Source organism: Streptomyces sp. GSL17-111, from assembly GCF_037911585.1.
Classification (GTDB): Bacteria; Actinomycetota; Actinomycetes; order Streptomycetales; family Streptomycetaceae; genus Streptomyces.
Map to the genome: position 1 here is coordinate 5,190,843 of NZ_JBAJNS010000001.1, position 23,690 is coordinate 5,214,532.

At 73.6% G+C, this 23,690-nt stretch carries 25 protein-coding genes; 15 read left to right on the top strand and 10 right to left on the bottom strand.

Going from position 1 to position 23,690, the window contains the following annotated elements:
- The first annotated feature begins 82 nt into the window (after positions 1-82).
- The 11 genes from V6D49_RS23075 (at position 83) to amaP (ending at position 9,614) form a co-directional block, all read left to right on the top strand.
- Positions 83-775, top strand: coding sequence for a class II aldolase/adducin family protein (locus V6D49_RS23075; protein ID WP_340562506.1), 693 nt, complete (start codon positions 83-85; stop codon positions 773-775).
- Between the two features lie 67 nt (positions 776-842).
- The gene (locus tag V6D49_RS23080) at positions 843-1,994 is read left to right on the top strand and encodes an alpha/beta hydrolase family protein (RefSeq protein ID WP_340562508.1); all 1,152 of its coding nucleotides are present in this window, start codon (positions 843-845) and stop codon (positions 1,992-1,994) included.
- A 123-nt stretch (positions 1,995-2,117) separates the two neighbouring features.
- Complete coding sequence (locus V6D49_RS23085) at positions 2,118-3,527, top strand: hypothetical protein (RefSeq protein WP_340562510.1); 1,410 nt, start codon at positions 2,118-2,120, stop codon at positions 3,525-3,527.
- Positions 3,528-3,729: 202 nt separating this feature from the next.
- Positions 3,730-5,328: an ABC-F family ATP-binding cassette domain-containing protein gene (locus V6D49_RS23090; RefSeq protein WP_340562511.1), complete on the top strand. Its 1,599-nt coding sequence runs from the start codon at positions 3,730-3,732 to the stop codon at positions 5,326-5,328.
- A gap of 384 nt (positions 5,329-5,712) precedes the next feature.
- The gene (locus V6D49_RS23095; RefSeq protein ID WP_191207341.1) at positions 5,713-5,928 is read left to right on the top strand and encodes a helix-turn-helix domain-containing protein; all 216 of its coding nucleotides are present in this window, start codon (positions 5,713-5,715) and stop codon (positions 5,926-5,928) included.
- Between the two features lie 118 nt (positions 5,929-6,046).
- Complete coding sequence (locus tag V6D49_RS23100) at positions 6,047-6,838, top strand: enoyl-CoA hydratase/isomerase family protein (protein ID WP_340562512.1); 792 nt, start codon at positions 6,047-6,049, stop codon at positions 6,836-6,838.
- Between the two features lie 257 nt (positions 6,839-7,095).
- Positions 7,096-7,572, top strand: coding sequence for an Asp23/Gls24 family envelope stress response protein (locus V6D49_RS23105; RefSeq protein WP_340562514.1), 477 nt, complete (start codon positions 7,096-7,098; stop codon positions 7,570-7,572).
- Positions 7,573-7,667: 95 nt separating this feature from the next.
- Positions 7,668-7,859: a hypothetical protein gene (locus V6D49_RS23110; RefSeq protein ID WP_340562516.1), complete on the top strand. Its 192-nt coding sequence runs from the start codon at positions 7,668-7,670 to the stop codon at positions 7,857-7,859.
- A 3-nt stretch (positions 7,860-7,862) separates the two neighbouring features.
- The gene (locus V6D49_RS23115; protein ID WP_340562518.1) at positions 7,863-8,354 is read left to right on the top strand and encodes an Asp23/Gls24 family envelope stress response protein; all 492 of its coding nucleotides are present in this window, start codon (positions 7,863-7,865) and stop codon (positions 8,352-8,354) included.
- Positions 8,351-9,007, top strand: coding sequence for a DUF6286 domain-containing protein (locus tag V6D49_RS23120; RefSeq protein WP_340562519.1), 657 nt, complete (start codon positions 8,351-8,353; stop codon positions 9,005-9,007). Before V6D49_RS23115 ends, V6D49_RS23120 begins: the two co-directional genes overlap by 4 nt.
- Positions 9,008-9,017: 10 nt before the next feature.
- Positions 9,018-9,614 (top strand): alkaline shock response membrane anchor protein AmaP, encoded by a 597-nt coding sequence (amaP, locus tag V6D49_RS23125; RefSeq protein ID WP_340562520.1) that lies wholly within the window; start codon positions 9,018-9,020, stop codon positions 9,612-9,614.
- A gap of 10 nt (positions 9,615-9,624) precedes the next feature.
- On the opposite strand, the gene V6D49_RS23130 is transcribed toward amaP, so the two are convergent.
- The 4 genes from V6D49_RS23130 to V6D49_RS23145 form a co-directional block, all read right to left on the bottom strand.
- On the bottom strand, positions 9,625-10,380 hold the full coding sequence (locus V6D49_RS23130) for an SDR family oxidoreductase (protein ID WP_340562521.1): 756 nt from the start codon (positions 10,378-10,380) through the stop codon (positions 9,625-9,627).
- Positions 10,381-10,385: 5 nt separating this feature from the next.
- The gene (locus tag V6D49_RS23135; protein ID WP_340562523.1) at positions 10,386-11,261 is read right to left on the bottom strand and encodes an SURF1 family cytochrome oxidase biogenesis protein; all 876 of its coding nucleotides are present in this window, start codon (positions 11,259-11,261) and stop codon (positions 10,386-10,388) included.
- Between the two features lie 25 nt (positions 11,262-11,286).
- Entirely contained in the window at positions 11,287-12,324 is a 1,038-nt protein-coding gene (locus V6D49_RS23140; RefSeq protein WP_340562524.1) for a DEDDh family exonuclease, read from the bottom strand.
- A gap of 234 nt (positions 12,325-12,558) precedes the next feature.
- Positions 12,559-14,085: a S8 family serine peptidase gene (locus V6D49_RS23145; RefSeq protein WP_340562525.1), complete on the bottom strand. Its 1,527-nt coding sequence runs from the start codon at positions 14,083-14,085 to the stop codon at positions 12,559-12,561.
- Between the two features lie 375 nt (positions 14,086-14,460).
- Between V6D49_RS23145 and moaA the strand changes: the two genes are divergently transcribed.
- A complete protein-coding gene (moaA, locus tag V6D49_RS23150; RefSeq protein ID WP_340562527.1) occupies positions 14,461-15,450 on the top strand; it encodes a GTP 3',8-cyclase MoaA in 990 nt (329 codons plus the stop codon).
- Here moaA and V6D49_RS23155 read toward each other — a convergent pair.
- Both V6D49_RS23155 and V6D49_RS23160 read right to left on the bottom strand, forming a co-directional pair.
- Positions 15,433-15,702 (bottom strand): hypothetical protein, encoded by a 270-nt coding sequence (locus V6D49_RS23155; RefSeq protein WP_340562531.1) that lies wholly within the window; start codon positions 15,700-15,702, stop codon positions 15,433-15,435. The two genes, moaA and V6D49_RS23155, sit on opposite strands and share 18 nt — an antisense overlap.
- Before the next feature lie 190 nt (positions 15,703-15,892).
- A complete protein-coding gene (locus V6D49_RS23160; RefSeq protein ID WP_340562532.1) occupies positions 15,893-16,327 on the bottom strand; it encodes a DUF3099 domain-containing protein in 435 nt (144 codons plus the stop codon).
- Positions 16,328-16,533: 206 nt separating this feature from the next.
- Here V6D49_RS23160 and V6D49_RS23165 point away from each other — a divergent pair, with 206 nt between their 5' ends.
- Positions 16,534-16,815 carry a GlsB/YeaQ/YmgE family stress response membrane protein gene (locus tag V6D49_RS23165; protein ID WP_340562534.1) on the top strand — a complete coding sequence of 94 codons (282 nt, stop codon included), beginning with the start codon at positions 16,534-16,536 and terminating at the stop codon, positions 16,813-16,815.
- Between the two features lie 133 nt (positions 16,816-16,948).
- Here V6D49_RS23165 and tyrS read toward each other — a convergent pair whose 3' ends face one another.
- The 3 genes from tyrS to V6D49_RS23180 are packed head-to-tail and all read right to left on the bottom strand — an operon-like array spanning position 16,949 to position 21,328.
- Positions 16,949-18,364: a tyrosine--tRNA ligase gene (gene tyrS / locus V6D49_RS23170; RefSeq protein ID WP_340562535.1), complete on the bottom strand. Its 1,416-nt coding sequence runs from the start codon at positions 18,362-18,364 to the stop codon at positions 16,949-16,951.
- Between the two features lie 52 nt (positions 18,365-18,416).
- Positions 18,417-19,811 carry a metallopeptidase TldD-related protein gene (locus tag V6D49_RS23175; protein WP_340562537.1) on the bottom strand — a complete coding sequence of 465 codons (1,395 nt, stop codon included), beginning with the start codon at positions 19,809-19,811 and terminating at the stop codon, positions 18,417-18,419.
- The gene (locus tag V6D49_RS23180; protein WP_340562539.1) at positions 19,808-21,328 is read right to left on the bottom strand and encodes a TldD/PmbA family protein; all 1,521 of its coding nucleotides are present in this window, start codon (positions 21,326-21,328) and stop codon (positions 19,808-19,810) included. The genes V6D49_RS23175 and V6D49_RS23180 overlap by 4 nt, the downstream gene beginning before the upstream one ends.
- Before the next feature lie 256 nt (positions 21,329-21,584).
- On the opposite strand from V6D49_RS23180, the gene fabG reads away from it, so the two are divergent.
- Positions 21,585-22,289: a 3-oxoacyl-[acyl-carrier-protein] reductase gene (gene fabG / locus V6D49_RS23185; protein WP_340562540.1), complete on the top strand. Its 705-nt coding sequence runs from the start codon at positions 21,585-21,587 to the stop codon at positions 22,287-22,289.
- Between the two features lie 5 nt (positions 22,290-22,294).
- Positions 22,295-23,074: an enoyl-ACP reductase FabI gene (fabI, locus tag V6D49_RS23190; RefSeq protein WP_340562542.1), complete on the top strand. Its 780-nt coding sequence runs from the start codon at positions 22,295-22,297 to the stop codon at positions 23,072-23,074.
- Between the two features lie 58 nt (positions 23,075-23,132).
- On the opposite strand, the gene V6D49_RS23195 is transcribed toward fabI, so the two are convergent.
- Positions 23,133-23,606 (bottom strand): GbsR/MarR family transcriptional regulator, encoded by a 474-nt coding sequence (locus V6D49_RS23195; protein ID WP_340564240.1) that lies wholly within the window; start codon positions 23,604-23,606, stop codon positions 23,133-23,135.
- Positions 23,607-23,690 lie beyond the last annotated feature (84 nt).

Consider the following 23,690-nt stretch of genomic DNA (forward strand, 5'->3'; position numbering starts at 1 on the left):
CGTCGCCGTGGTGTGGGCCCCGACCGCCGTGACCGTTCCGAGACCTTGCCCGCGCCCGCCGACGCCTGCCGAGGAGTACCCGATGCCCCCGCCGTCCCCCCATGGTCCCGTACCCGCCGAGGACGCGCCGCCGCGCTGGCAGGCCCTGTGGCGCGACGTCGTCGCCACCGCACGCCGCACCGCCGACTCCGGGCTGGTCGTCGGCACCTCCGGCAACGTCTCCGCCCGTGTCGGGGACGTCGTCCTCGTCACGCCCAGCGGGATGCCCTACGACCGCCTCACGCCCGCCGACCTCTGCGCCGTCCACCTCGACGGCAGCCCGGCCGCCGGGCACCGCACGCCCACCAGCGAACTGCCGCTGCACCTGGCCGTCTACCGGGAGACGGACGCCGCCGCCGTCGTGCACACCCACGCCGTCCACGCCACGGCCGCCTCCACGCTCGTCGACGAGCTGCCCGCCGTCCACTACATGGCGGCGGCGCTCGGCGGCCCCGTCCGCGTCGCGCCCTACGCCACCTACGGCACGCCCGAGCTGGCCGACCACCTCCTGACCGCCCTGCGCGGACGCACCGGATGCCTCCTGCGCAACCACGGCACGGTCGTGTACGGCCGCGACCTCGACCAGGCGTACGACCACACCGCCCAGCTGGAGTGGATGTGCCGGGTCTGGCTGGCGGCCGCCGCCGTGCCGGGCCGCGCCCCCGCCGTCCTGCCCGCCGAGGAGCTCGACGCCGTCGCAGCCCGGCTCCGGGGGTACGGCCAGCCGCGCGCGTGAGGCGCGCGCGGCCCGTCCGGACGCCGTCCGCTGGCGACTCCGGGCCACGCGCCGCACACTGAGCGGGATGAGTCCCAAAGCCGCGGCGGCCGTAGCCGCCTCCACCACGGTGCTGGGTGCCGGAGCCGCCGTCGCGGCCGGCCGGTACGCGGCAGGAGCCGCCCTGAGGCCCAACGCCGGGGGGCTGCCCCCCGGCTTCGACGGGCCACCGCTGACCGTCCACGGCACCGCCGCCGGACAGGTCACCCTCACCCGCTCGCTCGACTCCCTGCTCCCCGGCATCTACGGGCTGACCGGACGCGGCTGCCACGCCGTGGTCGGCAACGTGCTGGAGACCTCGCGGCACAACGGTCATGCCGACGGGGCGTCCCCGGACACCGTCGTACGACGGCTCGTGCGCGTCACCCGGGGCGAACTGCGGCCCGGAACCAGGGTGCGGCTGACTCCCCAGGTCTACTCCGGCTCCCCGCACGACGCCCTCGGGCTGGACTGTGAGGACGTCCTGGTCCCCGGCGAGCTCGGTCCGCTGCCCGCCTGGCACCTCCCGGGCCCCCGGGAGACCTGGGTGATCGCCGTGCACGGCCTCGGCACGTCCAGGGACCACCCGCTGGTGGTGCTGCCGCTGCTGCACCGCATGCAGTTCCCGGTCCTGTCCGTCGGCTACCGGGGCGACCCGGGGGCGCCCGCGCCGCGCGACGGGGCCAACCACTTCGGCGACGCCGAGTGGCGCGACCTGGACGCGGCCCTGCGCTACGCGGTCGGCCGGGGCGCCGCCCGCATCGTGCTCATCGGCTGGTCCACCGGCGCGACCATGGCCCTGTACGCCGCCGCCCGCTCGGCGCTGCGGGCCCACGTCGCGGGCATGGTGCTGGACTCCCCGGTGCTCGACTGGCGCACCACCGTGCGCGCCCTCGCCGGACGCCGCGTGCCCCGCCCGCTCCTCCCGCTGGCCGTCCGGGCCGCGGAGAGCTGCACCGAAGGAGTCCCCGAACGGCTCGCCGACGCCACCGACCCGGAACGGCTGACCGAGCCGGTGCTGATCCTGCACGGCCCCGGTGACCGTGTCGCCTCCTGGGGCGACTCGATCGACTACGCCGCCGCCCGCCCGGACCTGGTGACCGTCCGGGAGGTGCTGCGCGGCCGGCACGGCGGCGCCTGGAACGCCGACCCGATGGGCTGCGAGGAGGCCCTGCGGCGCTTCCTCACCCCGCTCATGTGAGCCTGCCGGGCCCGCCGGACGTCCTGGCCCGGCCCCGTCGCGCCGGGCCCGCCGAGGCCCGCCATGTGGGTGACGCCGACCACGGTTTGGGCTTTTCGGGGCTCAGCAGGAAGACTGCACCCCGTGACGTCCCGTACCCCGCGAGACACCAGGCTGAGCATCGTCCCCGGGCAGGCCCTCGCCTCGGCCCGCCGATCCGTCTCCGTGCGGCGCTCCCGGCCCGCACCGCGTCCTCCGGCCGGGCTGCTGCCCCGCGACCGGCTCGCCCGCCAGGCCCGCGCGGCCCTGGGTGAGGCCGTGCGCCTCGCCCGCTGGGCCGACGGGCGGCCCCTGGACCCGCTGGGCCCGCTGGACCCGCTGACCTACGTCTCCCCGGCCCTGGACCCGGGGCCGCCCGCCGAGGCCCTGCGCATGCCCCTGGACCAGGTGGCCGTCCAGTGGGACCGGGCCCGGCTGGCCGGACTGGTCGAGCTGCACGCCGGAACGGTGCGGGCCGGCTGGCGGCTGCGCGCCTGGGACCGGGACGACTCGGCCGTGCTGCGCGGCTGGGTCGCCCTCTTCGACGCCTGGTCGCTGGCCTGTCCGGCCCCCGAGAGCGCCGACGCCGCGCTGGTGGGGGACGTCGTCGTCGCCGCGCCCCAGCTGCTGTCGGTCATGCACCTGACGTCCGGACCCATGGCCGAACCGGCCCTCCTGGAGCTGCTGAACCAGCGCATCGACGAACTCCACGCCGAGCGCGCCGCGGCCGGCGCCCCGGCCCGTCCCGCCGACGCGGCGGAGCTGTCGACCCTGCTCGGCTGGGTCCTGGACGGTCTCTCCGCCGTCGGCGCCCTCACCCGCTGCGAGGCTCCCGGGCAGGAGGACGGGCCCGGCCAGGCCGTGCTGACCCCCCTCGGCGACTGGGCGGTGTGGGTCAAGCTGGAACAGATCTGCGTCGCGGCCCTCAGCCCGGCCGGGAACATCGAGCAGTGCGCCGAGGACATGCTGCGCGGCTGCGCGCGGCTCTCCCCGGGCCCGGCCCGCGCCGAGTACCGGGCCTGGCTGGCGGCCCGACCGACTGGCCCGGCCGTCGGCGAGCTGCTCACGGCGGCACGCGGCGAGGACGCCCTCGTGCGTGCCCTCGCCTTCGAGGCGCTGCGCGTCGTCGGCGCCCCGGCCGAGCCCGCCGTCCGGGAGGCCGCCGACGAGCCCGCGCTGCGCCCCTACGCGCTGCTGTGGCTCGCGGAGCACGAGGGCGCCGACCCCGAGGACCTGGCCGGTGGCGCCCCCGGTGTCCTCAGCCGGGCGGAGGCCGCCTGGCTGTGGGTGGACACGGCGGCCGCCGTCGCGGACCACGGGGAGAGCCAGCTCCTTGTGGACCACCTGGAAGCGGCCGTGCGGGACTCGGTGCCCCGGCTCCTGGAGGAGGTCCGGGCCACCGGGCACCCGCGCACCGTCCAGGTCCTGGTCGCGCTCGCCGCCGCGCATCCCGACCCGGCCCTGGCCCGCGCCGTGCGCCGGGCGGCCTTCCAGGTCCACTCCGGCGGCGCCTGACGGGACGCGGGCGGCGGGAAAAGCGGTTGCGGCGCGCCGGTAGACTTCCCGGCATGGAAACTCCCCGCACGCATTAGCAGACGACGTACGTCCGCCTGCCGTCCGCCGCGCCCGACGCGCTCGTCGCCCACGTGGCGTTCCGCGGCACGCGTCCCGAAGCCCGCCAGCCCGTACGTACGTCGCCCTGTCCAGGAGTTCTTCCGTGATCACCGTTTCCGGCCTTGAGCTGCGCGCCGGCGCCCGCATCCTCATCGAGTCGGCCAGCTTCCGCATCGCCCGAGGCGACCGCATCGGCCTCGTCGGCCGCAACGGCGCCGGCAAGACCACCCTCACCAAGTGCCTGGCCGGCCAGGCACAGCCGGCCTCGGGCACCATCACCTCCACCGGCGAGGTCGGCTACCTCCCCCAGGACCCCCGCACCGGCGACCTCGACACCCTCGCCCGCGACCGCATCCTCTCCGCGCGCGGCCTCGACGTCGTCATCCGCCGCATGCGGGAGAACGAGGAGCGGATGGCGGGGGGCAAGGGCGCCACCCGCGAGCGCGCCATGAAGAAGTACGAGCGCCTGGAGACGGAGTTCCTCACCAAGGGCGGCTACGCCGCCGAGGCCGAGGCCGCGACCATCGCCGCGAGCCTCGGGCTGCCCGACCGGGTGCTCGCCCAGCCGCTGCACACGCTCTCCGGCGGCCAGCGGCGCCGCGTCGAACTGGCCCGCATTCTCTTCTCCGACGCCGACATCCTGCTGCTCGACGAGCCCACCAACCACCTCGACGCCGACTCGATCGTGTGGCTGCGGGACTTCCTCAAGACCTACCGGGGCGGACTCGTCGTCATCTCCCACGACATCAACCTCGTGGAGACGGTCGTCAACAAGGTCTTCTACCTCGACGCCACCCGCTCGCAGATCGACCAGTACAACATGGGGTGGAAGCAGTACCTCACCCAGCGCGAGGCCGACGAGAAGCGTCGCAGGCGGGAGCGGGCCAACGCCGAGAAGAAGGCCGCCGCGCTCAACACCCAGGCCGACAAGATGCGGGCCAAGGCGACGAAGGCGGTGGCGGCCCAGAACATGGCCCGCCGTGCCGAGAAGCTGCTCCAGGGCCTGGAGGCCGAGCGGCAGTCCGACAAGGTGGCCAAGCTCCGCTTCCCGGACCCCGCCCCCTGCGGGAAGACGCCGCTGACGGCCGAGGGCCTGTCCAAGTCCTACGGCTCCCTGGAGATCTTCACCGACGTCAACCTCGCCGTGGACCGCGGCTCGCGCGTCGTCATCCTCGGGCTCAACGGCGCCGGCAAGACGACGCTGCTGCGGCTCCTGGCCGGGGTAGAGGAACCCGACACGGGCGCGGTGCGCCCCGGGCACGGCCTCAAACTCGGCTACTACGCCCAGGAGCACGAGACGCTGGACCCCGGGCGCACGGTGCTGGAGAACATGCGCACGGCGGCGCCCGACATGGACCTCGTGCAGATCCGCAAGGTCCTCGGCTCGTTCCTCTTCTCCGGGGACGACGTCGACAAGCCGGCCGGTGTGCTGTCCGGGGGCGAGAAGACGCGGCTGGCGCTGGCCACCCTGGTCGTCTCCTCCGCCAACGTGCTGCTGCTCGACGAGCCGACGAACAACCTCGACCCGGCCAGCCGCGAGGAGATCCTCGGCGCCCTGCGCACGTTCTCCGGCGCGGTGGTGCTGGTCACCCACGACGAGGGCGCCGTCGACGCCCTCCAGCCGGAGCGGATCATCCTGCTGCCGGACGGCGTGGAGGACCTGTGGGGTGCCGACTACGCGGATCTCGTCGCGCTGGCCTGAGCCACCCTTCATGACGCCGTGCGATCGTCCGGGTGCGAGACGTCACGAACTTCACGTCGCCGCGCGGAGCGCGGGTAGACGCATGATCCTTCATCCGAGTGAGGACGGCTCGTATCCCCGGTCACTCCGGAATGCGGACGTCACCGGGCGGGCGCTCACCGCGCATCCGCGTCGGCGCTCGGGTGCTCGTTGCTGACCTGCCCCTTTGCGCTCCGGTGACGGTCTTCGGCGGTGTCCGTGCCGCGCTCCCGGCGCGTCGGCGCCCGTCACAGCGCGTGTCCGCAGCGTCAAGCTCATCCCATCGACCTTGCCGAATGGGTGGCCAGAACCGGCGGGAGGGGTGATCATGAGAACTCAGAGCGCACTTCCCAAGAGGAGGCACGGGTGACCGAGACTCTGAAGAAGGGCAGCCGGGTGACCGGCACCGCGCGCGAGGAACTCGCGGCGGACCTGAAGAAGAAATACGACTCAGGCGCGAGCATCCGGGCGCTGGCCGAGGAAACGGGCCGGTCCTACGGGTTCGTGCACCGCATGCTCAGCGAGGCCGGTGTGACCCTGCGCGGTCGCGGCGGTGCCACGCGGGGCAAGAAGGCCGGCTGACCACCCGTTCCCCCGGAGCGGGTGGGACGCATCCTTCGGCGCCCACCCGGCCGATCCCCGGACCGGCCGGGTGGTTACTCTGCAGTCACTTCACTGCGGCAAGCCACCGGAGGACGCGATGACCTTGCTCGACCAGGACGGTGTGCGACTCACCGTCGATCCGGAGAACGACGGTGCCGTGGCCACGGTCACGCTGGCCAACCCGGACAAGCGCAACGCCCAGTCCCCGGCCATGTGGCGCGCGCTGGCGGCGGCGGGCCGGGAACTGCCCGGCAGCGTCCGGGTCGTCGTGCTGCGCGGCGAGGGCCGGTCGTTCTCCGCCGGGCTGGACCGGCAGGCCTTCACGCCGGAGGGCTTCGAGGGCGAGCCCTCGTTCCTGGACCTGGCACGGGGCCCGGCGGCCGACATGGACGCCGTCATCGCCGAGTACCAGGAGGCGTTCACCTGGTGGCGGCGGCCGGACGTCGTCACCATCGCCGCCGTCCAGGGGCATGCCATCGGCGCGGGCTTCCAGCTGGCCCTCGCCTGTGACCTGCGGGTCTGTGCGGACGACGCCCAGTTCGCCATGCGCGAGACGAGCCTCGGCCTCGTGCCCGACCTGACGGGCACCCATCCCCTGGTCAATCTGGTGGGCTACGCCCGCGCCCTGGAGATCTGTGCCACCGGCCGCTTCGTCCACGCCCAGGAGGCCGAACGCTGCGGGCTGGCCAACCTCACCGTGCCGCAGGCCGAGTTGGCGGCGGCGACCGCCGATCTCGCGGCGGCCCTGATCGCCGCCCCGCGCGACGCGGTGATCGAGACGAAGGCGCTGCTCCAGGGCGCACTCCACCGTGACGACGAGGAGCAGCGGGTGGCCGAGCGGGCGGCCCAGGGCCGGCGGCTGAAAGACCTCGCCGGGCTCGGCGAGTAGGTGCGGTCGGGCTCGGCGAGTAGGTGCGACCGGGCTCGGCGAGTAGGTGCGACCGGGCTCGGCGAGTAGGCGCGATCGGCCTCGGCGAGTGGCCGCAGCACGCCGAACGGGTGGGTACGCGGCCGGAAAACGGCCCGTACCCACCCGTTCGGCCGTGCAACGGGTGGGTACGCGTCTGGGGCAGACCTAGGGTGAGTCACGGAGTGGGGCAGGCCCCTCCGCCTCCCCAGCAGCCTTATCGGAAAGGGGTGAAGGCGATGACCGAGACGACATCCGCCGGGGCCAAGGACACCGGCCAGGCAGGCCGTTCCCAGGGCGCCAACCGGGGCGGCGGCGACCCCGCCAGCCGCGGCAAGACGACCATTGCCGACGGAGTGGTGGCCAAGATCGCCGGTATGGCCACGCGGGACGTCGAGGGCGTTCACGCGATGGGCGGCGGTATGGCCCGCACCTTCGGCGCCGTACGGGACCGCGTGCCCGGCGGCAGCCGCTCCGTGACGCGCGGCGTCAAGGCGGAGGTCGGGGAGGTGCAGGCGGCCCTCGACCTGGAGATCGTGGTGGAGTACGGCGTCGCCATCTCCGACGTCGCCGCCGACGTGCGCACCAGCGTCGTGGAGGCCGTCGAGCGCATGACCGGGCTTGAGGTCGTGGAGGTCAACATCGCCGTCAGCGACGTCAAGCTCCCCGACGAGCCGGACGATGACGAGGAAGAGGAAGAGCCCAGGTTGCGGTAGACCGGGGTGGGGTGGCCGGGCCCGCGGCGGGGCAGACCCGCGAGGAGAGGCGGCGCCCCGGTGAGGTCCGGGCGGAGCGATGCAAGGAGCGCAGGATGAGTATGGCGGTCGTCGGCTTGATCACCGGAATGGCGCTGGGCTTCGCCGGCTATTTCGGCGGATTCGGAGCCTTTCTGCTCGTGGCGGCGCTGGGCGCCGTGGGATTCGTCATCGGCAGGTTCGCCGACGGTGACCTGGACCCGGGCGAGTTCTTCAGCGCCCGGGGCCGTACCGATCGTCGGCGGTGATCCGTGGCGCTCGAACCCGTCCCCGCCGCTGAGCGCGGGGCCACGCGGATCGCGGACAAGGTGATCGCCAAGATCGCGGTCCAGGCCGCCCACGAGGCACTGCGCGGCCCGGACGACGCGGCCGGGGCCTCGCGACCGGCACCGGCCGCCCCCGCCGGTGGCTCCTCGGGAGCACACGTGCTGCCCGAGGGCCCGTCCGAGGACCCGTCCGGGGGACCGGCTGAGGTGCCGGCGCCCGGGAGCCGGGCCCGCAACGCCTCGGTCTCCTCCCGCTCCCGCGCCCGCCGGGCCGGTGAGCCGGACACCGCCCGGCTGCGCGTGTCCGTCGAGCTCGGGTATCCGAGCGACATCGGCGCCCAGTGCCGTGCGGTGCGCCGCAGGGTGGTGGCCCGGGTGCGGGAGCTGGCCGGTTTCGCGGTGCGGGAGGTGGCCGTCGACGTCGAACGGCTCAACGCCCCGCACCTGGGCGGCGACCGGGCGGGGAGGGTGCAGTGACCGACGAGTCCCCCGGCGCCGCACCCCGCACCCTCGACCCACCGCCCGCCGACCGTGACGTCACGGACCCGCCCGGCGTGAAGAGGAACACCGCGGAGCCGGAACCCGGCTCCGGTCGGCGCGGCCGGTTCTGGTCGGTACGCCGGCTGCCCTCGGTCCTGGTCGCCGTCGTGCTGCTCTTCGGCATCGGCTTCCTCCTGTACGACCTGATCGCCGTCCGGGCCGGCCGCGAGGCCGCCGGGTGGCGCACCGGCCTCGCGGACGAACTGGCCACCCGCGAGCTCGGCGACGCCTGGACGATCACCGGTGCGGCGCTCGTCGCGGCGCTGGGCCTGTGGCTGCTGCTCCTGGCGCTCACACCGGGTCTGCGGGCCCTGCTGACCATGCGCGGGGCGCCGGGGCTGCGGGCGGGGCTCGACCGGGGGACCGCCGCCGGGGTGCTGCGTGAGCAGGCGGTCCAGGTGCCGGGCGTGCGCAGCGCCAAGGTCCGGGTCCGCCGCCGCAGGGCCCGGGTGCGGGCGGTGGCCCACTTCCGGGAGGTCGAGGAGGTCCGCACGGACCTGACCGGCGTCCTGGCCGACACCCTGGCCGATCTGGGACTGGCACGGCAGCCTCGGCTGTCGGTCCACGTCCGCCGCCCGGACCGACACTGAAGGTGCACCGATGCTGAGAACCGTCAACCGGGTGCTGCTGGCGATCACCGGCCTGGCGTTGCTGGGCCTCGGGGCGGCCTGCCTCGCGGGCGGCACCGACCTCTTCCGTCGCCTCGACGTCACGCCGCCCGACGGCTACTCCTGGCGCAACCCCGACGAGGTCCTCCTCACCCCCGAGGACCGCACCCAGTGGACCGACGAGAGCTGGTGGTGGCCCGTCGTCTTCTCCGTGCTCGGCGTGCTGCTGCTCGTGGTGCTGTGGTGGCTGATCGCCCAGCTGCGCTCCCAGCGCGTCGCGGCCGTCCTGGTGGACAGCGGCGACGGCGCGGGAGCGGAGGTGCGCGGGTCGGCGCTGGCCGACGTCATCACGGCGGAGACCGAGGAGCTGCCCGGCGTGCGCGGCGCCCGCACCCGTCTGGTGGGGCGGCGGCGGGCGCCGAGGGCCCGCGTGGGGGTCCTGGTGAGCGCCGACGCGCGCCCGGCCGACCTCGTCCGCGCGCTGCGCCGGGGCCCGCTGGAACACGCCCGGGACTCGGCCGGGCTGGAGTCGCTGCCCGCCGAGGCACGGCTGCGCGGGGCGCGCGGCCGCCCCGAACGCCTCACCTGACCCACACACCCTAGAAGCGGTGCTGGGCGCCGCCGTCCACCGGCAGCATCGTGCCGGTGAGGTAGGACGCGGCGGGGGAGAGCAGGAACGCCGCCGCCTTCCCGAACTCCTCCGGCGTGCCGTAGCGGCCGAGCGGGATCGCGGCGCAGTTGCGCGCGCGGGAGGCGTCGGCATCTCCGGAGAGCGCGTCGAGCTCCCGGACGCGGTCGGTGTCGATGCGCGACGGCAGCAGCCCCACCACCCGGATGCCGCGCGGCCCGAGCTCCAGGGACAGTGACTTGGCGAAGCCCGCGAGCCCCGGCCGCAGCCCGTTGGAGATCGTCAGGCCGGGGATCGGCTCGGCCACCGAACCGGAGAGCACGAAGCCGATCACCCCGCCCTCCGGCAGCCGGGCCGCAGCCGCCCGCGCCATCCGCACCGCGCCGAGGAACACCGCGTCGAAGGCCGTCCGCCACTGCTCGTCGGTCGCCGTCTCGGCGCCGCCGGCCGGTGGGCCGCCGACGCTGACGAGGACGCCGTCGAGGCGCCCGAAGTGCGTGAAGGCGGCGTCCACCAGCCGCTCGGCGGCGGCCGGGTCGGCGTTGTCGGCGGCCATGCCGACGGCCGACGGCCCGAGCCGCCCGGCCGCCGCCTCGGCCGTCTCCCGCTCCCGTCCGGTGACCAGTACGCGCGCCCCGTCGGCGGTGAGCTGCCGCGCGGTGGCGAAGCCGAGTCCGCGCGTGCCGCCGGTGACGAGGTACGCCGTGTCCTTGAGCCCGAGATCCATGGGCGTCAGTCTGCCGTGCCCGCCCCGGCGGCCGTGCGGGCGGGGGGCCCGGCGGGCGCGTCACGCCCCTCGGTGGGCGCGCCACGCCCCGCCCCGTGCGCCGTCCGTGCGGCCGGAGCGGCGGTCGCCCGGCGGTCCCGCAGCTCCCGGCGCAGCAGCACGACCCACCCCACGGGGACGGCGGCGGTGAACAGCCACCACTGGACGGCGTAGGCCATGTGCGCGCCGATGCCGCTGTGGTCGGGCTCGGGGACCTGCTGGGCGAGCTCGTCCGGCCCGGGCCGCGGCGCGGTGTCCGTCAGCTCGACGAATCCGCCGAGCACCGGCCGGCCCAGCTCCTTCTCCCGGTCCGCGCTGTTGATGAGCATGACCTGGCGGTCCGGCAGGCCCTCGCGGACCTTGATGCCCGTCGCCTCCGTCGTCTCGTCGCGCATCAGCCGGCCGGTGAGGGTGACCGTGCCCCCGGGGGCGTCCGGGACCTCGGGGAACGCCCGCTGGTCGCCGTTGCCGGGCACCCAGCCCCGGTTCACCAGCAGCGCGGTGCCGTCCTCGCGGATCAGGGGGGTGAGCACGAAGTAGCCCACCTCGCGGCCGTCGGCGGCGGTGCGGCGGCGCACGACGACCTCGTGCTCGGTGTCGTAGACCCCGCTCGCCGTCACCCGGCGGAACCGGTCCTCGGCGGCAGGCTGCCTCTCCGTCCCGGTCAGCTCCGTGACGGGTACCGGGTCGGCGGCGAGGCTGTCGGCGATCAGCTCGTTGTGCGCGACGCGGTCCTGGTGCCGGTGCAGCTGCCAGAAGCCGAGCTGCGCCATGACCGGCATCAGCGCGAGGCCGAGGAGGGTGAGGATCACCCACTGGCGGGACAACAGGAAGCGGTACACGACCATCGACGGTACCGCGCCGCGCTCACCTCCCCGGCGCTGGGGCCACGTCCCGCAGCAGCTGGGTGAAGGCCGCCTCGTCGAGGATCGGGGTGCCGAAGGAGCGGGCGCGGCTCACCTTGCCGGTGGGGGAGGAGGGGTCGTTCGTCACCAGCAGGCTCGTCAGCCGCGACACGCTCGTGGCGATGTGCAGACCCGCCTCGATCGCGCGGTCCTCCAGCAGCTCCCGCTCGGTCTGGGTGTCCCCGGAGATGGCCACCCGCATGCCCTGGACCAGGGTGCCGCCCGGCCGGTAGCGGCCGGGGTTCGGGTAGGGGCAGGCCGGCCGCTTGCGCGAGGGCCGCCACGTCGCCGCCGCGTAGGGGCGGGCGCCCCCCTGGCCGTGCGGGCCGCCGTAGGGAGTGGCGGACCACTCCGTCAGCGGGGTGCAGGACAGCAGCGGCAGCCGGACGCCGCCCGCCGCCGCCAGCCGCAGGCTCGGGCGGAACGTCTCCGCCAGGACCCGGGCGTCGTCGAGCGCGTGGTGGGCGCGCTGCTGGACGACGCCGTAGTGCGCCGCCAGTGACTCCAGCTTGTGGTTGGCCAGCGGGAGGCCGAGGGACTTGGACAGGGCGATGGTGCACAGCCGCTGCCGCACCGGCGGCTCGCGGTCGGTGCGGGCGAACTCGCGGGCGATCATCGTCCAGTCGAACATGGCGTTGTGGGCGACCAGGACGCGGCCGTCGAGCCGCTGCCCGAACTCCTCCGCGACCTCCCCGAAGAGGGGGGCGTCCGCCAGCACCGCGCTCGTGAGCCCGTGGATCCAGGTGGGTCCCGGATCGCGCTGCGGGTTGACCGTGGAGTACCAGTGGTCCTCCACCTCGCCCCGGGCGTCGAGCTGGTAGACGGCGGCCGACACGATCCTGTCCTCGCGGGACAGCCCGGTCGTCTCCACGTCCACCACGGCGTAGCCGGCGGGGTAGTCCGACGGCCAGCCGGACTCCGCGGGCTGCTGTGCGGGGATCCGCGGTGCGCTGGCCGCCGTCTGAGTCCGGTTCCCCGGTGCCGTCTGATCTTCGAGCATGGTCACAGAGGATACGGGCCCCGACTGACATCGCCCACCGTGCGCCCGGACAAGCCCGCTGGCACGCAAGGGCTTTGACGCCGGTTCGGTTTGCCGCCCTAGTACCTGCTTCGTCCGGCTTGTCCGTCCTTCGTCCGTCCGCCCCGGAAACGCCGAGCGGCCGGACCCGGGCGGGGTCCGGCCGCAGGCTCACGGCGGCGCGTCGGCCGGGGCGGGCCGGCGGACGCCGTCAGGTCACTTCACCGCGGCGAGGGCGTCGACGATGCCGTAGCCGTAGAAGCTGTTGATGTGCTGGGTGCCCGTGCAGGTGGCGGCCCAGCGTCCGTCACCGCTGGGGTCGAACTCGCCCTCGGGGCACGGGGTGCTGACGGCCTGTGCCTTCAGTCGCCAGGCCAGCTCCTGCGGCGTGACGCGCGGGTCCTCGCTCTTGATGAGCGCGGCCACGCCCGCGACGTACGGTCCGGCCATCGAGGTGCCCTGGAGGAACGCGTACTCCCCGTCCGGCATGGTCGACAGGACGCCGCCGTTCTTGGCCGGGGCGTCCGGGATCTGGTAGCGGGCGTCGCCGCCGGGCGCGGCGATGTCGATCTCGCCCAGGCCGTGGTTGGAGAAGTAGGACTTGACGCCGTGTGAGCCGGTGGAGGCGACCGAGGTCACGCCCGGCAGTTGGGTCGGCATGTCCGGGCACACGCTCGGGTCGACGGTCCGTTCGACGGGGGTGGTGTCGTTCGGGCTGGAGGTGTCGGTGAGCTCGTCGGCGGCCAGGTCCATGTTGGAGTTGCCCGAGGAGGTGACGTGTGCGACGCCCTGACGCGTGGAGTACGTCATCGCCCGGGTCACGGCCTCGACGAGGGCGCCCTGGTCCTCGTCGTCGCGGCAGGCGAACAGCCACGGGTCGATGTAGTAGCTGTTGTTGGTGATCTCGACGCCGGTCTCGGCCGCGAACATGAAGGCGCAGACGACGGCCTCGGTGTAGAAGAGGCTCGTGCCGGGCTCACTCACCTTGATGGAGGAGACCTGGACGCCCGGGGCGGCCCCGGCCACGCCGATGCCGTTGCGGGGGGCGGCCACGATGCCGGCCACGTGCGTGCCGTGGTAGCTGCCGTCCACGTAGGGGCGCCAGGCTCCCGCGCTGGTGTCCGCGACGCCGCCGACGCAGTTGGCGGACTGGGCGGCGGAGAAGTTCGGCGCGAGGTCCGGGTGGGTGTCGTCCACGCCGGTGTCGATGACGGCGACGGTCACGTCGCGGCTGCCCTCGCTGATCCGGTGCGCCTCGTCCGCCCTGATCTGCGGCAGCGGCCACTGCAGCGACTCCAGCGGCTCGTTCGTCGCACCGTCGGCCCCGGCCGCGCGGAAGCCGTCCTTCGGCGGCTTCACGTACTCCGGCTCGCCGACGTCCGTCGTCGCCGCGGGCGTGAGCGGCGCGGTGCGCGTCGCGCCCGCCGAGTCGATGCCCCGCTTGGCGCGCATCTCGTCGCCGAAGTCCGGGTCGCCGGAGTGCGCGACGACGACGCCGATCTCCTCGTAGGCCGTGACGACGGTGCCGCCCGCCTTCTTGACGGCCTTCTTGGCCTTCTTGACCGCCTTCTTCGACGCGTCGGTGTTGAGCACGTACGACAGCGTCGGGCCCTCCTCTGCGGCGGGCTTCCCCTTCGCGAGCGCCGTGGTCGCGCCGGGCATCAGCCCGAGCGAGACGGTCAGCGCCACGCCTGCGGGTACCGCGAGCAGGCGGCGCCGTCTGGACAGGGGGCTCAATGCCATGGGGTCTCCATGTGGTCGGGGGGTGGACTTGAGTGGTCGTGCTTCCCGGGGTGCTCGTGGTCTCGGGCTGCCCGGGTCCCCTTGGGCCGTACGGGTCCCCTCGGGCCGTTCGGCCGCATCGGACTGTGGCGTGGCGCGCCGCTGGGCGTCAGCCGTCCGGGCGCGGCGCGTCAACCCGCCGTCCGGTAAACGGCGTTGGCCGTTCGGGGGTCGGAGGGAAGCTATCGCCGCCCGACGTCGAACGGCAATGATGAGTCAGATATACATCAGAAATTAACAGAGGGTGGTCATATCGTCACTTCAACGATCTGTTGAATGGCGGCGGGCTCGCGTACGCTGCCAGGCAAGGCTTCAACCGTCGGAGGACTGGCGCGCATGCTCATCGACACGTACGGCCGGGTCGCCACCGACCTGCGGGTATCGCTGACCGACCGCTGCAACCTGCGCTGCACCTACTGCATGCCCGAGGAGGGTCTGCAGTGGCTCGCCAAGCCCGAACTCCTCACCGACGACGAGATCGTCCGCCTCGTGCGCATCGCCGTCACGGAGCTGGGCGTCGAGGAGGTGCGCTTCACCGGCGGGGAGCCGCTGCTGCGCCCCGGACTGGTGTCCCTCGTGGAGCGCTGCGCGTCCCTGGAGCCACGGCCACGGCTGTCGCTGACCACCAACGGCATCGGCCTGGAGCGCACGGCGACCGCGCTGAAGGACGCCGGCCTCGACCGCGTCAACGTCTCCCTGGACACCCTCGACCCCGAGGTGTTCCAGCGCATGACCCGCCGCAAGCGCCACGCCGACGTGCTGCGCGGCCTGGCCGCCGCCCGCACCGCCGGGCTCACGCCCGTCAAGGTCAACGCCGTCCTGATGCCCGGCCTCAACGACGCGGAGGCGCCCGACCTGCTCGCCTGGGCCGTCGAGCACGACTACGAACTGCGGTTCATCGAGCAGATGCCGCTGGACGCCCAGCACGGCTGGAAGCGCGAGGGCATGATCACGGCCGGGGACATCCTCGCCTCCCTCCGCACCCGCTTCACCCTGACCGCCGAGCGGGAGGACGAGCGCGGCTCCGCGCCCGCCGAGCGCTGGCTGGTGGACGGCGGCCCCCAGCGCGTCGGGGTCATCGCCTCCGTCACCCGGCCCTTCTGCCGGGCGTGCGACCGCACCCGGCTGACGGCCGACGGGCAGGTCCGCACCTGCCTGTTCGCCACCGAGGAGTCCGACCTGCGGGGGGCGCTGCGCTCGGGCGCGGACGACGCCACGGTCGCCGGGCTCTGGCGCACCGCGATGTGGGGCAAGAAGGCGGGCGCCGGCATCGACGACCCGTCCTTCATCCAGCCGGACCGCCCGATGTCAGCGATCGGCGGCTGATCCCGCTCCGCCCTCCGGCCCGCCCGGGTCGCCGGGTCCGCCCGGCGCCTCCCACTCCGCCAGCGCCACCACGTCCTTCAGGAAGCCGCGCACGCCGAGGAAGTGCGCCAGGTGCTCGCGGTGCTCCTCGCACGCCAGCCACGTCTTGCGCCGTTCCGGGGTGTGCAGTTTCGGGTTGTTCCAGGCCAGCACCCACACGGCGGGGGCCCGGCACCCCTTGGCGGAACAGATCGGCGTCGCATCCTCGGTCACCCGCCCATCCAAACATGTGACCTGCGGACATGACGACGCCGGGCAGCCACGGGGGGAGCTGCCCGGCGTCGATCGTCGCTCCGACGGGGGATACGGAGCGCTTAGGCAGTATGGCACGCAGGGCACGGCCGCGTGACCCGAACGGCCATGATTGGTCTGAGCTTCCGCTGAGCCTTCGCCCCGGTGTCCGTCAGCCGTAGGCCGAACGGCGCCCGGGCCCGGGCGCACCGTCCGGCACCGACGTGGCACCGCGTGCCGTGGAGTCCTCCGCGCCGGTGCCCGCGCCCCCCGGGGCGGCCGGCCGCTCCCCGGCCGTCTCGACGTGCGAGGGCGCCAGCGCCGCCCGCTCGGGCGGGACGTCGAAGGTCGACGGCAGCCCCGGCGCGTTCTCCCGCCCGGCGTTGGCGACGACCACCGCCACGTACGGCAGCACCCCGCCCAGGACCAGCGTCACCACCGCCAGCGGAACCCACACGTTCCACAGGAGCACCGTCAGCACCACGGAGAGCGTCCGGATCAGCATGGAGATCACATAGCGCCGCTGGCGCCGGCGCACGTCGTCCGTCAGGCCCTGCCGTGCCCCGGTGATCCGGTACACCTCGGGGCCGTGCTGCTTATGCCTCACCCTGAACCACCCGCTCGCCCGCCGTTCCCGGCGTATCCGTGGATATCGCCCGACGTCTCCACGGTACGCCCACCCGCCGTGCCGCCCGGCCCCGGGGCCCGCCGCCGGGACCTCACCCGTTCGGGTCAGCAGCGGGTGAGCACCGCCGGATTCTGTGGGCAGCCTGGAGGCCGCACGTCCACACGCACGCCGCGCTAGGAGGCGACATGAGTTGGTTGTGGGCAATCATCGTGGGTCTGGTCCTGGGAGTGCTGGCCCGAGCGATCCTCCCCGGCAAGCAGGACATCCCGATCTGGCTGACGATCATCTTCGGCATCCTCGGCAGTCTGCTCGGCAACGCGGTCGCGGGGTGGATGGGCGTCGACGACACCGACGGCATCGACTGGATCCGGCACCTGCTGCAACTCGCCGGCGCCGTTCTGATCGTCGCCGTCGGAGCGCCCCTGTGGGTGTCCATCAGGCGGGGGAAACGCTCCCATTCCCGGTAGCGCGTGCCCGATGGCGCCCATCCCGGTGGAGGACGGCCCACACCGCCCCGCCGGACCGCGTGCGGCGCCGGACGGAACCCCCGGAAACGGGTCGTCCGTCCGGCGCCGCACGTCCGGCGTCCGCCAGCGCCCGCTACAGCCCGCGCACCTCGGCGACCTTCCGGCCCGCCTTCAGGTACACCGGCCCCCGCACGTCCAGCTCCGTCAGCTTCTCGGCCGCCACCTCGGCCAGCGGGCGCAGCGCCTCCCCCTCGGCCAGGACGACCGCCCGCTGCTCACCGCCGTCCGCCGGCTCGACGACGATCCGCAGTCCGTTCTGCTTGGCGATCCGCCGGGCCGCGGAGGCGCTCGGGGTGAACTGAAGCACCTTGGTGAGGACGGCCGCGATGCCCTCCCCGCCGTGCTCGGCGACGTCCACCACCGGCAGCGTCTCCACGTCGGTGAAGGACTTCTTCGAGAACTGGGCGACGAACCCGGCGCGCGCCGCCATCGCCGCCTCCTGCCCGTGGAGCGCCGAGACGACCTCGCCCGCCAGGACCTTCTTGAGGTCCATCGGGTGCAGGGAACGCTCCTCGATCCGCGCCGAGACGACGTCGAGCTCGGCGTCCGTCCACTCCGTCCAGGCCCGCAGGTACGGGACCATCAGCCGGTCGGGGATGGACATGATCTTGCCGAACACATCGTCGGCCGGGGCGGTGAGCGCGATGTAGTTGTCCTTGGACTTGGACATCTTCGCTCCCGAGCCGTCCGTGCCCTCGATGAGCGGCATGGCGGCGATGAGCTGCGGCTGCTGGCCGTAGATCTCCATCACCCGCCGGCCCATCTGCATGTTCAGCAGCTGGTCCACACCGCCCAGCTCGAGGTCGCAGTGCAGCTCGGCCGAGTCGATCGCCATCGCGACCGGGTAGATCAGCTCCGACATCGTCAGCCCGGACCCGGCGGCCAGCCGGTTGCGGAAGTCCTCCCGCTGGAGCAGCTGCGAGGCCGGGACCTGCGCGAGGATGCCGATCAGCCGCGGGAGCGTGATGCCGCCCAGCCACTCGCTGTTGTGCACGAAGCGGACCCGCTCGAAGTCGAAGAACGGCCGCACCTGCTCCCGGTAGGTGGAGAGGTTGCGGGCGATGTCCTCGTCGGTCAGCGGGGGCCGCTCCGCCGTCCGGCCCGAGGGGTCGCCGATCTTGGCGGTGATGTCGCCGATCAGCACCGTCACGTCATGGCCCATCCGCTGGAAGCGGCTGAGCACGATGAACGGCACCGCGTGCCCGAGGTGCACCTCCGCGCCCGTCGGGTCGATGCCGAGCTTGACGTGCAGCCCCCGGCCCTCGGCCCGCCGCGCCTCGATCTGCTCGGCCAGCTTCTCCGCGCCTGGCAGGAGCTCCACCGAGCGCGAGGCGATCAGCTCCGCCTGGTCCTTCGCCGAGAGGTCGGCCAGGTCCATATAGCGCCGCGAGCCCGTCTCGGTGAGCAGCTGCTCCACCGTGGCGTCGGAGGAGAGGTCCTGCGCGAGCAGCGCGGTAGCGCGCCGCACGGAATCGCCGAGGCGTGTCACGTTGCGTCCAAAGGATCGGGGTACGGATGGGTCGGGGAAGAGTCTATGCCGGTCACACCCCCTGGCTCACCGAGCTCATGTTGAAGTCCGGCACGCGCAGGGCCGGCATCGCCGCCCGGGTGAAGTAGTCCGACCACTCGCGCGGCAGGGTGCGCTCGGTGCGCCCCGCCTCGGTGGCGCGGCCCAGCAGGCTCACCGGCGACTCGTTGAACCGGAAGTTGTTCACCGCCGCCGTCACCTCGCCGCCCTCCACCAGGTAGACGCCGTCCCGGGTGAGCCCGGTGAGCAGCAGCGTCGCCGGATCGACCTCGCGGATGTACCACAGGCAGGTCAGCAGCAGCGCGGGCCCGTCGTGGCCGGAGGCGGCGACCATCTCCTCCAGGGAACGCTCACCGCCGCCGTCCAGGATGAGGTTGTCCACCGGCGGTGTCAGCGGCAGCCCGGTCAGCTCGGCGGAGTGCCGTGTGGTGAGGAGGCGGCTCAGCCTGCCCTCACGCAACCAGTCGGTGGCCGTGAGCGGCAGCCCGTTGTCGAAGACGGACGCGTCGTCCCCCGAGGCGTGGCTGACGACGAACGGCGCCGCCTCCAGCCCCGGGTGGTGCGGGTCGCTGCGCAGGGTGAGCGGCAGCGCGGCCAGCTTCTCGCCGATGCGCGTACCGCCGCCCGGCGTGCTGAACACGCTCCGGCCCTCGGCGGCGTCGCGCGCCCCGGAGGACCACAGCTGGTAGATCATCAGGTCGGCCACGGCCGTCGGTGGCAGCAGCGTCTCGTAGCGCCCGGCGGGCAGCTCCACCCGGCGCCGCGACCAGGCCAGCCGCCGCGTCAGCTCCGCGTCCAGCTCGGCCGGGTCGACGTCCCCGAAGTCCCGGGTCGCCCGCCCGGTCCAGGCGCTGTGCTCGTCGGTCTTGGCGTTCAGCTCCAGCGTTCCGGTGGGCTGGTCGTGCCGCAGCCGCAGTCCGGTGGAGCTGCCGAGGTAGGTGGAGACGACACCGTGGTGGGCGAAGCCGTACAGCTTCCGGCCGCCCGCGCGGGCCGCCGCGAAGCACTCGCCGAGCGCCGGGGCGAACCGCCCGAACACCTCCGCGGAGGTCTCGGCCGCCGGAGCGGTGAAGTCCGCCGACGCCGCGACGCCGGAGACCAGCGGCTGCGCGTCCTCGGCCGGCCCCGCCGTGCGCGCTGCCTCCTCCGCCGCCCGCACCAGCGGCTCCAGGTCGGCCTCCGTCACCCCCGCCCGCGAGACGACACCCGACGCCGTGCCCCGCCCGCCGTCGGCCGTCGCGACGACGGTGACGCTGCGGCCGCGCGTGACGCCGTTGGTCGTCAGCGCGTTCCCGGCCCAGCGGAGGTTCGCCGACGACTCCTCCTCGGCGATGACCACGCAGCCGTCGGTCCGCGACAAGGCCAGGGCGCGCTCGACGATCTCGTGCGGTGCGGTGGGCTTGCTCATCGGCCGGCCTCCTGGGTGGTGTTGAGGATGTTGACGCCGCGGAAGAGCGCGGACGGGCAACCGTGCGACACGGCGGCGACCTGGCCCGGCTGGGCCTTGCCGCAGTTGAACGCCCCCGCGAGCAGGTACGTCTGCGGCCCGCCGACCGCCTCCATCGAGCCCCAGAAGTCCGTCGTGGTGGCCTGGTAGGCCACGTCCCGCAACTGCCCGGCGAGCCGGCCGTTCTCGATGCGGAAGAACCGCTGTCCCGTGAACTGGAAGTTGTAGCGCTGCATGTCGATCGACCACGACCGGTCCCCGACGACGTAGACGCCCCGCTCCACCCCGGCGATCAGCTCCTCGGTGGACGGCCCGTCCGGCGCCGGCCGCAGCGAGACGTTCGCCATGCGCTGCACGGGGACGTGCGCGGGGGAGTCGGCGAAGGCGCAGCCGTTCGAGCGCCCCAGCCCCGTCAGCTTCGCGATGCGCCGGTCGAGCTGGTAGCCGACGAGCACCCCGTCCCGGACGAGGTCCCAGGACTGCGTCTCCACACCCTCGTCGTCGTACCCGATCGTGGCGAGCCCGTGCTCGGCCGTGCGGTCACCGGTGACGTTCATGGCGGGCGAGCCGTACCGCAGGGTGCCGAGCTGGTCGAAGGTGGCGAACGACGTGCCCGCGTAGGCGGCCTCGTAGCCCAGCGCCCGGTCCAGCTCCGTCGCGTGCCCCACCGACTCGTGGATCGTCAGCCACAGGTTCGTCGGGTCCACCACCAGGTCGTAGGCGCCCGCCTCGACGCTCGGCGCGGCCATCTTCTCCGCGAGCAGCCCCGGCAGCACGGCCAGCTCCGCGTTCCAGTCCCAGCCGGTGCCCGTCAGGTACTCCCAGCCGCGCCCCACCGGCGGAGCGACGGTGCGCATCGAGTCGAACTCGCCGGACTCCGCCACCGCCACCGCCGTCAGCTGCGGATGCACCCGTACCCGCTGCTGAGTCGTCGTCGTGCCCGCCGTGTCGGCGTAGAACTTGTTCTCCTGCACCGCGAGCAGCGCGGCGTCCACATGCGCCACGCCCTCGGCGGCCAGCAGCCGCTCGCTCCACTCGCGCAGCAGCCCCGTCTTCTCCTCGTCCGGGACGTCGAAGGGGTTCACGTCGTAGGCGGAGATCCACGTCCGTTCGCCGTGCCCCGGCTCCTCCGCCAGCTCCACCCACTCGCCCGAGCCGGCCGCCCGGATCACCTGCGCCGACAGCTTGGCCATCGACACCGCCTGGGCGGCCACCCGCGCGGCCGCCTCCATCGTCATGTCCACACCGGCGGCGAAGCCCCACGCCCCGCCGTGCACCACCCGCACCGCGTATCCCGCGTCCGTGGTGTCCGAGGAGCCCGAGAGCCGGGCGTCCCGCAGCCGCCAGTCGGCGCTGCGCACCCGCTCGCACCGGAAGTCGGCGTGGTCGGCGCCGAGCGCCCTGGCCCGGGCCAGGGCGGCGTCCGCCAGCTGTCGCAGCGGCAACGCCGCGAAGGTCTCGTCGATCGATCGTGGCACAGCAGTCCTCCCGAGGTCGCACGCCGATCATGCCCTGCCCCCGCCGCGTTTCCCACCCGGTTCCGGGCCACCGGCGGGGCGGGGCGCCGGTTCTGTAGGAAGTCCACAGGGGTGTGCCGGGGGCCCTGTGGGCGCCCGAGTCCGTACCGCGTCGGCGGGACCGATAGTTTGCATGGTGCACGGCCTGACCGGCACGACCGGGCCTGACCACACGACGGACAAGACGCACAGCTCGACAGATTGGGAGGGTGGTCCCTTGAGCCGCTCGGTTCTCGTCACCGGAGGAAACCGCGGCATCGGCCTCGCCATCGCCCGCGCACTCGCGGACGCCGGTGACCAGGTCGCCATCACCTACCGATCGGGCGAGCCGCCGGCCGGATTCCTCGCGGTCAAGTGCGACATCACCGACCCCGAGCAGGTGGAGCAGGCCTACAAGGAGGTCGAGGAGAAGCAGGGCCGGGTCGAGGTGCTGGTGGCCAACGCCGGCGTCACCCGCGACCAGCTCCTCCTGCGCATGTCCGAGGACGACTTCGCGGCCGTACTCGACACGAACCTCACGGGCACCTTCCGCGTCGTCAAGCGCGCCGCGCGCGGCATGCTGCGCGCCCGCACCGGCCGGATCGTCCTGATCTCCTCCGTCGTGGGGCTGCTCGGTTCGGCCGGACAGGCCAACTACGCGGCCTCCAAGGCCGGTCTGGTCGGCTTCGCGCGCTCCCTCGCCCGGGAGCTCGGCTCGCGCGGCATCACCTGCAACGTCGTCGCGCCCGGGTTCGTCGACACCGACATGACCCGCGTCCTGAGCGACGAGCAGCGCGCCGCGATCACCGATCAGGTGCCGCTGGGCCGCTACGCGCAGCCCGACGAGGTCGCCGCGACCGTGCGCTTCCTGGCCTCGGACGAGGCCGCGTACATCACCGGAGCCGTCATTCCCGTTGACGGCGGATTGGGCATGGGGCACTGAACGATATGAGTGGACTGCTTGCCGGCAAGCGCATCCTGGTCACCGGGGTGCTGACGGACGCGTCGATCGCCTTCCACGTCGCGAGGCTCGCCCAGGAGGAGGGTGCCGAGGTCGTCCTCACCGGGTTCGGCAGGCTGACCCTGGTGCAGCGGATCGCCCGGCGGCTGCCCAAGGAGGCGCCCGTCATCGAGCTGGACGTCCAGAACCAGGAGCACCTGGACTCCCTCGCCGCCCGCGTCACCGAGCACCTCGGGGAGGGCGTCGGACTGGACGGCGTCGTGCACTCCATCGGGTTCGCCCCCCAGGACGCCCTCGGCGGGAACTTCCTGCACACCGGCTGGGAGTCCGTCGCCACGGCCGTCGAGGTCTCGGCGTACTCCCTGAAGTCGCTGACGATGGCCCTGCTGCCGCTGCTGGAGCAGCGCGGCGGCTCGGTCGTCGGCATGGACTTCGACGCCCAGGTGGCCTGGCCGAAGTACGACTGGATGGGTGTGGCCAAGGCCGCGCTGGAGTCGACCTCCCGCTACCTCGCCCGCGACCTGGGCGAGAAGGACATCCGCTGCAACCTCGTCTCGGCCGGACCCATCAAGTCGATGGCCGCCAAGTCCATCCCGGGCTTCGAGGAGCTGGCCGACGTGTGGAACTCCCGCGCCCCGCTCACCTGGGACCTCACGGACCCGGAGCCGGCCGCGCGCGGCGTCGTCGCCCTGCTGTCGGACTGGTTCCCCAAGACGACCGGCGAGATCGTGCACGTCGACGGCGGCGTGCACATGATGGGCGCCTGAGACCCTCGGAAACCGTCACGCCCACCTCACCGCGGTGAGGTGGGCGTGACGGTCGTGGTCAGTCCTGGCCTGCCTCGTACTGTTCCAGCCACTTGTCGATGAGGGCGGCCATCTCCCGCTGCATGAAGCCGTAGAAGTGCTGCATCTCGTCCAGGCGGCGGCCGGGGGCGCTGTCCTTGCCCACCACCTTGAGGCCCTCGGAGGCCGCGTCCCACATGCTGTCCAGCAGGGCGTTCTGCTTGCCCATCAAAGTGGCCCAGGCGTGCTCGCGGAAGCGGTAGTGGTCGCGGCGGCTTCCGGGGGCCGGTGCGCGTTCGACGATGCCGGTGGGGATCAATTGCTTGACGGCGCCGGAGACCGCGCCGGTGCTGATCTGGAGCTCCTTGCACAGGTCGGCCGCGGTCATGGTCTCGTGTCGGCTGAAGAGGAGCGCGGTCATGACCCGGGCCGTGGCCTTCTGCATGCCGCTCTCGGAGAGCGTCAGGGCGAGCCGCTCGGCCGCTTCACGGAGCTGTGCGTCCTTCTCATCCATCTCGTCCACGCGATTCCTCCTCGGCAACTGGCACCAGCATAACGAATCCGAACAGAAATCAGAGGCTTCAAAAATCTCTGAACA

Coding starts and splice junctions, on each gene's coding strand:
- V6D49_RS23075 (WP_340562506.1), top strand. CDS start 83: ATGCCCCCGCCGTCCCCCCATGGTCCCGTACCCGCCGAGGACGCGCCG.
- V6D49_RS23080 (WP_340562508.1), top strand. CDS start 843: ATGAGTCCCAAAGCCGCGGCGGCCGTAGCCGCCTCCACCACGGTGCTG.
- V6D49_RS23100 (WP_340562512.1), top strand. CDS start 6,047: ATGACCTTGCTCGACCAGGACGGTGTGCGACTCACCGTCGATCCGGAG.
- V6D49_RS23105 (WP_340562514.1), top strand. CDS start 7,096: ATGACCGAGACGACATCCGCCGGGGCCAAGGACACCGGCCAGGCAGGC.
- V6D49_RS23110 (WP_340562516.1), top strand. CDS start 7,668: ATGAGTATGGCGGTCGTCGGCTTGATCACCGGAATGGCGCTGGGCTTC.
- amaP (WP_340562520.1), top strand. CDS start 9,018: ATGCTGAGAACCGTCAACCGGGTGCTGCTGGCGATCACCGGCCTGGCG.
- V6D49_RS23130 (WP_340562521.1), bottom strand. CDS start 10,380: ATGGATCTCGGGCTCAAGGACACGGCGTACCTCGTCACCGGCGGCACG.
- V6D49_RS23140 (WP_340562524.1), bottom strand. CDS start 12,324: ATGCTCGAAGATCAGACGGCACCGGGGAACCGGACTCAGACGGCGGCC.
- V6D49_RS23145 (WP_340562525.1), bottom strand. CDS start 14,085: ATGGCATTGAGCCCCCTGTCCAGACGGCGCCGCCTGCTCGCGGTACCC.
- moaA (WP_340562527.1), top strand. CDS start 14,461: ATGCTCATCGACACGTACGGCCGGGTCGCCACCGACCTGCGGGTATCG.
- V6D49_RS23165 (WP_340562534.1), top strand. CDS start 16,534: ATGAGTTGGTTGTGGGCAATCATCGTGGGTCTGGTCCTGGGAGTGCTG.
- V6D49_RS23175 (WP_340562537.1), bottom strand. CDS start 19,811: ATGAGCAAGCCCACCGCACCGCACGAGATCGTCGAGCGCGCCCTGGCC.
- fabI (WP_340562542.1), top strand. CDS start 22,295: ATGAGTGGACTGCTTGCCGGCAAGCGCATCCTGGTCACCGGGGTGCTG.
- V6D49_RS23195 (WP_340564240.1), bottom strand. CDS start 23,606: ATGGATGAGAAGGACGCACAGCTCCGTGAAGCGGCCGAGCGGCTCGCC.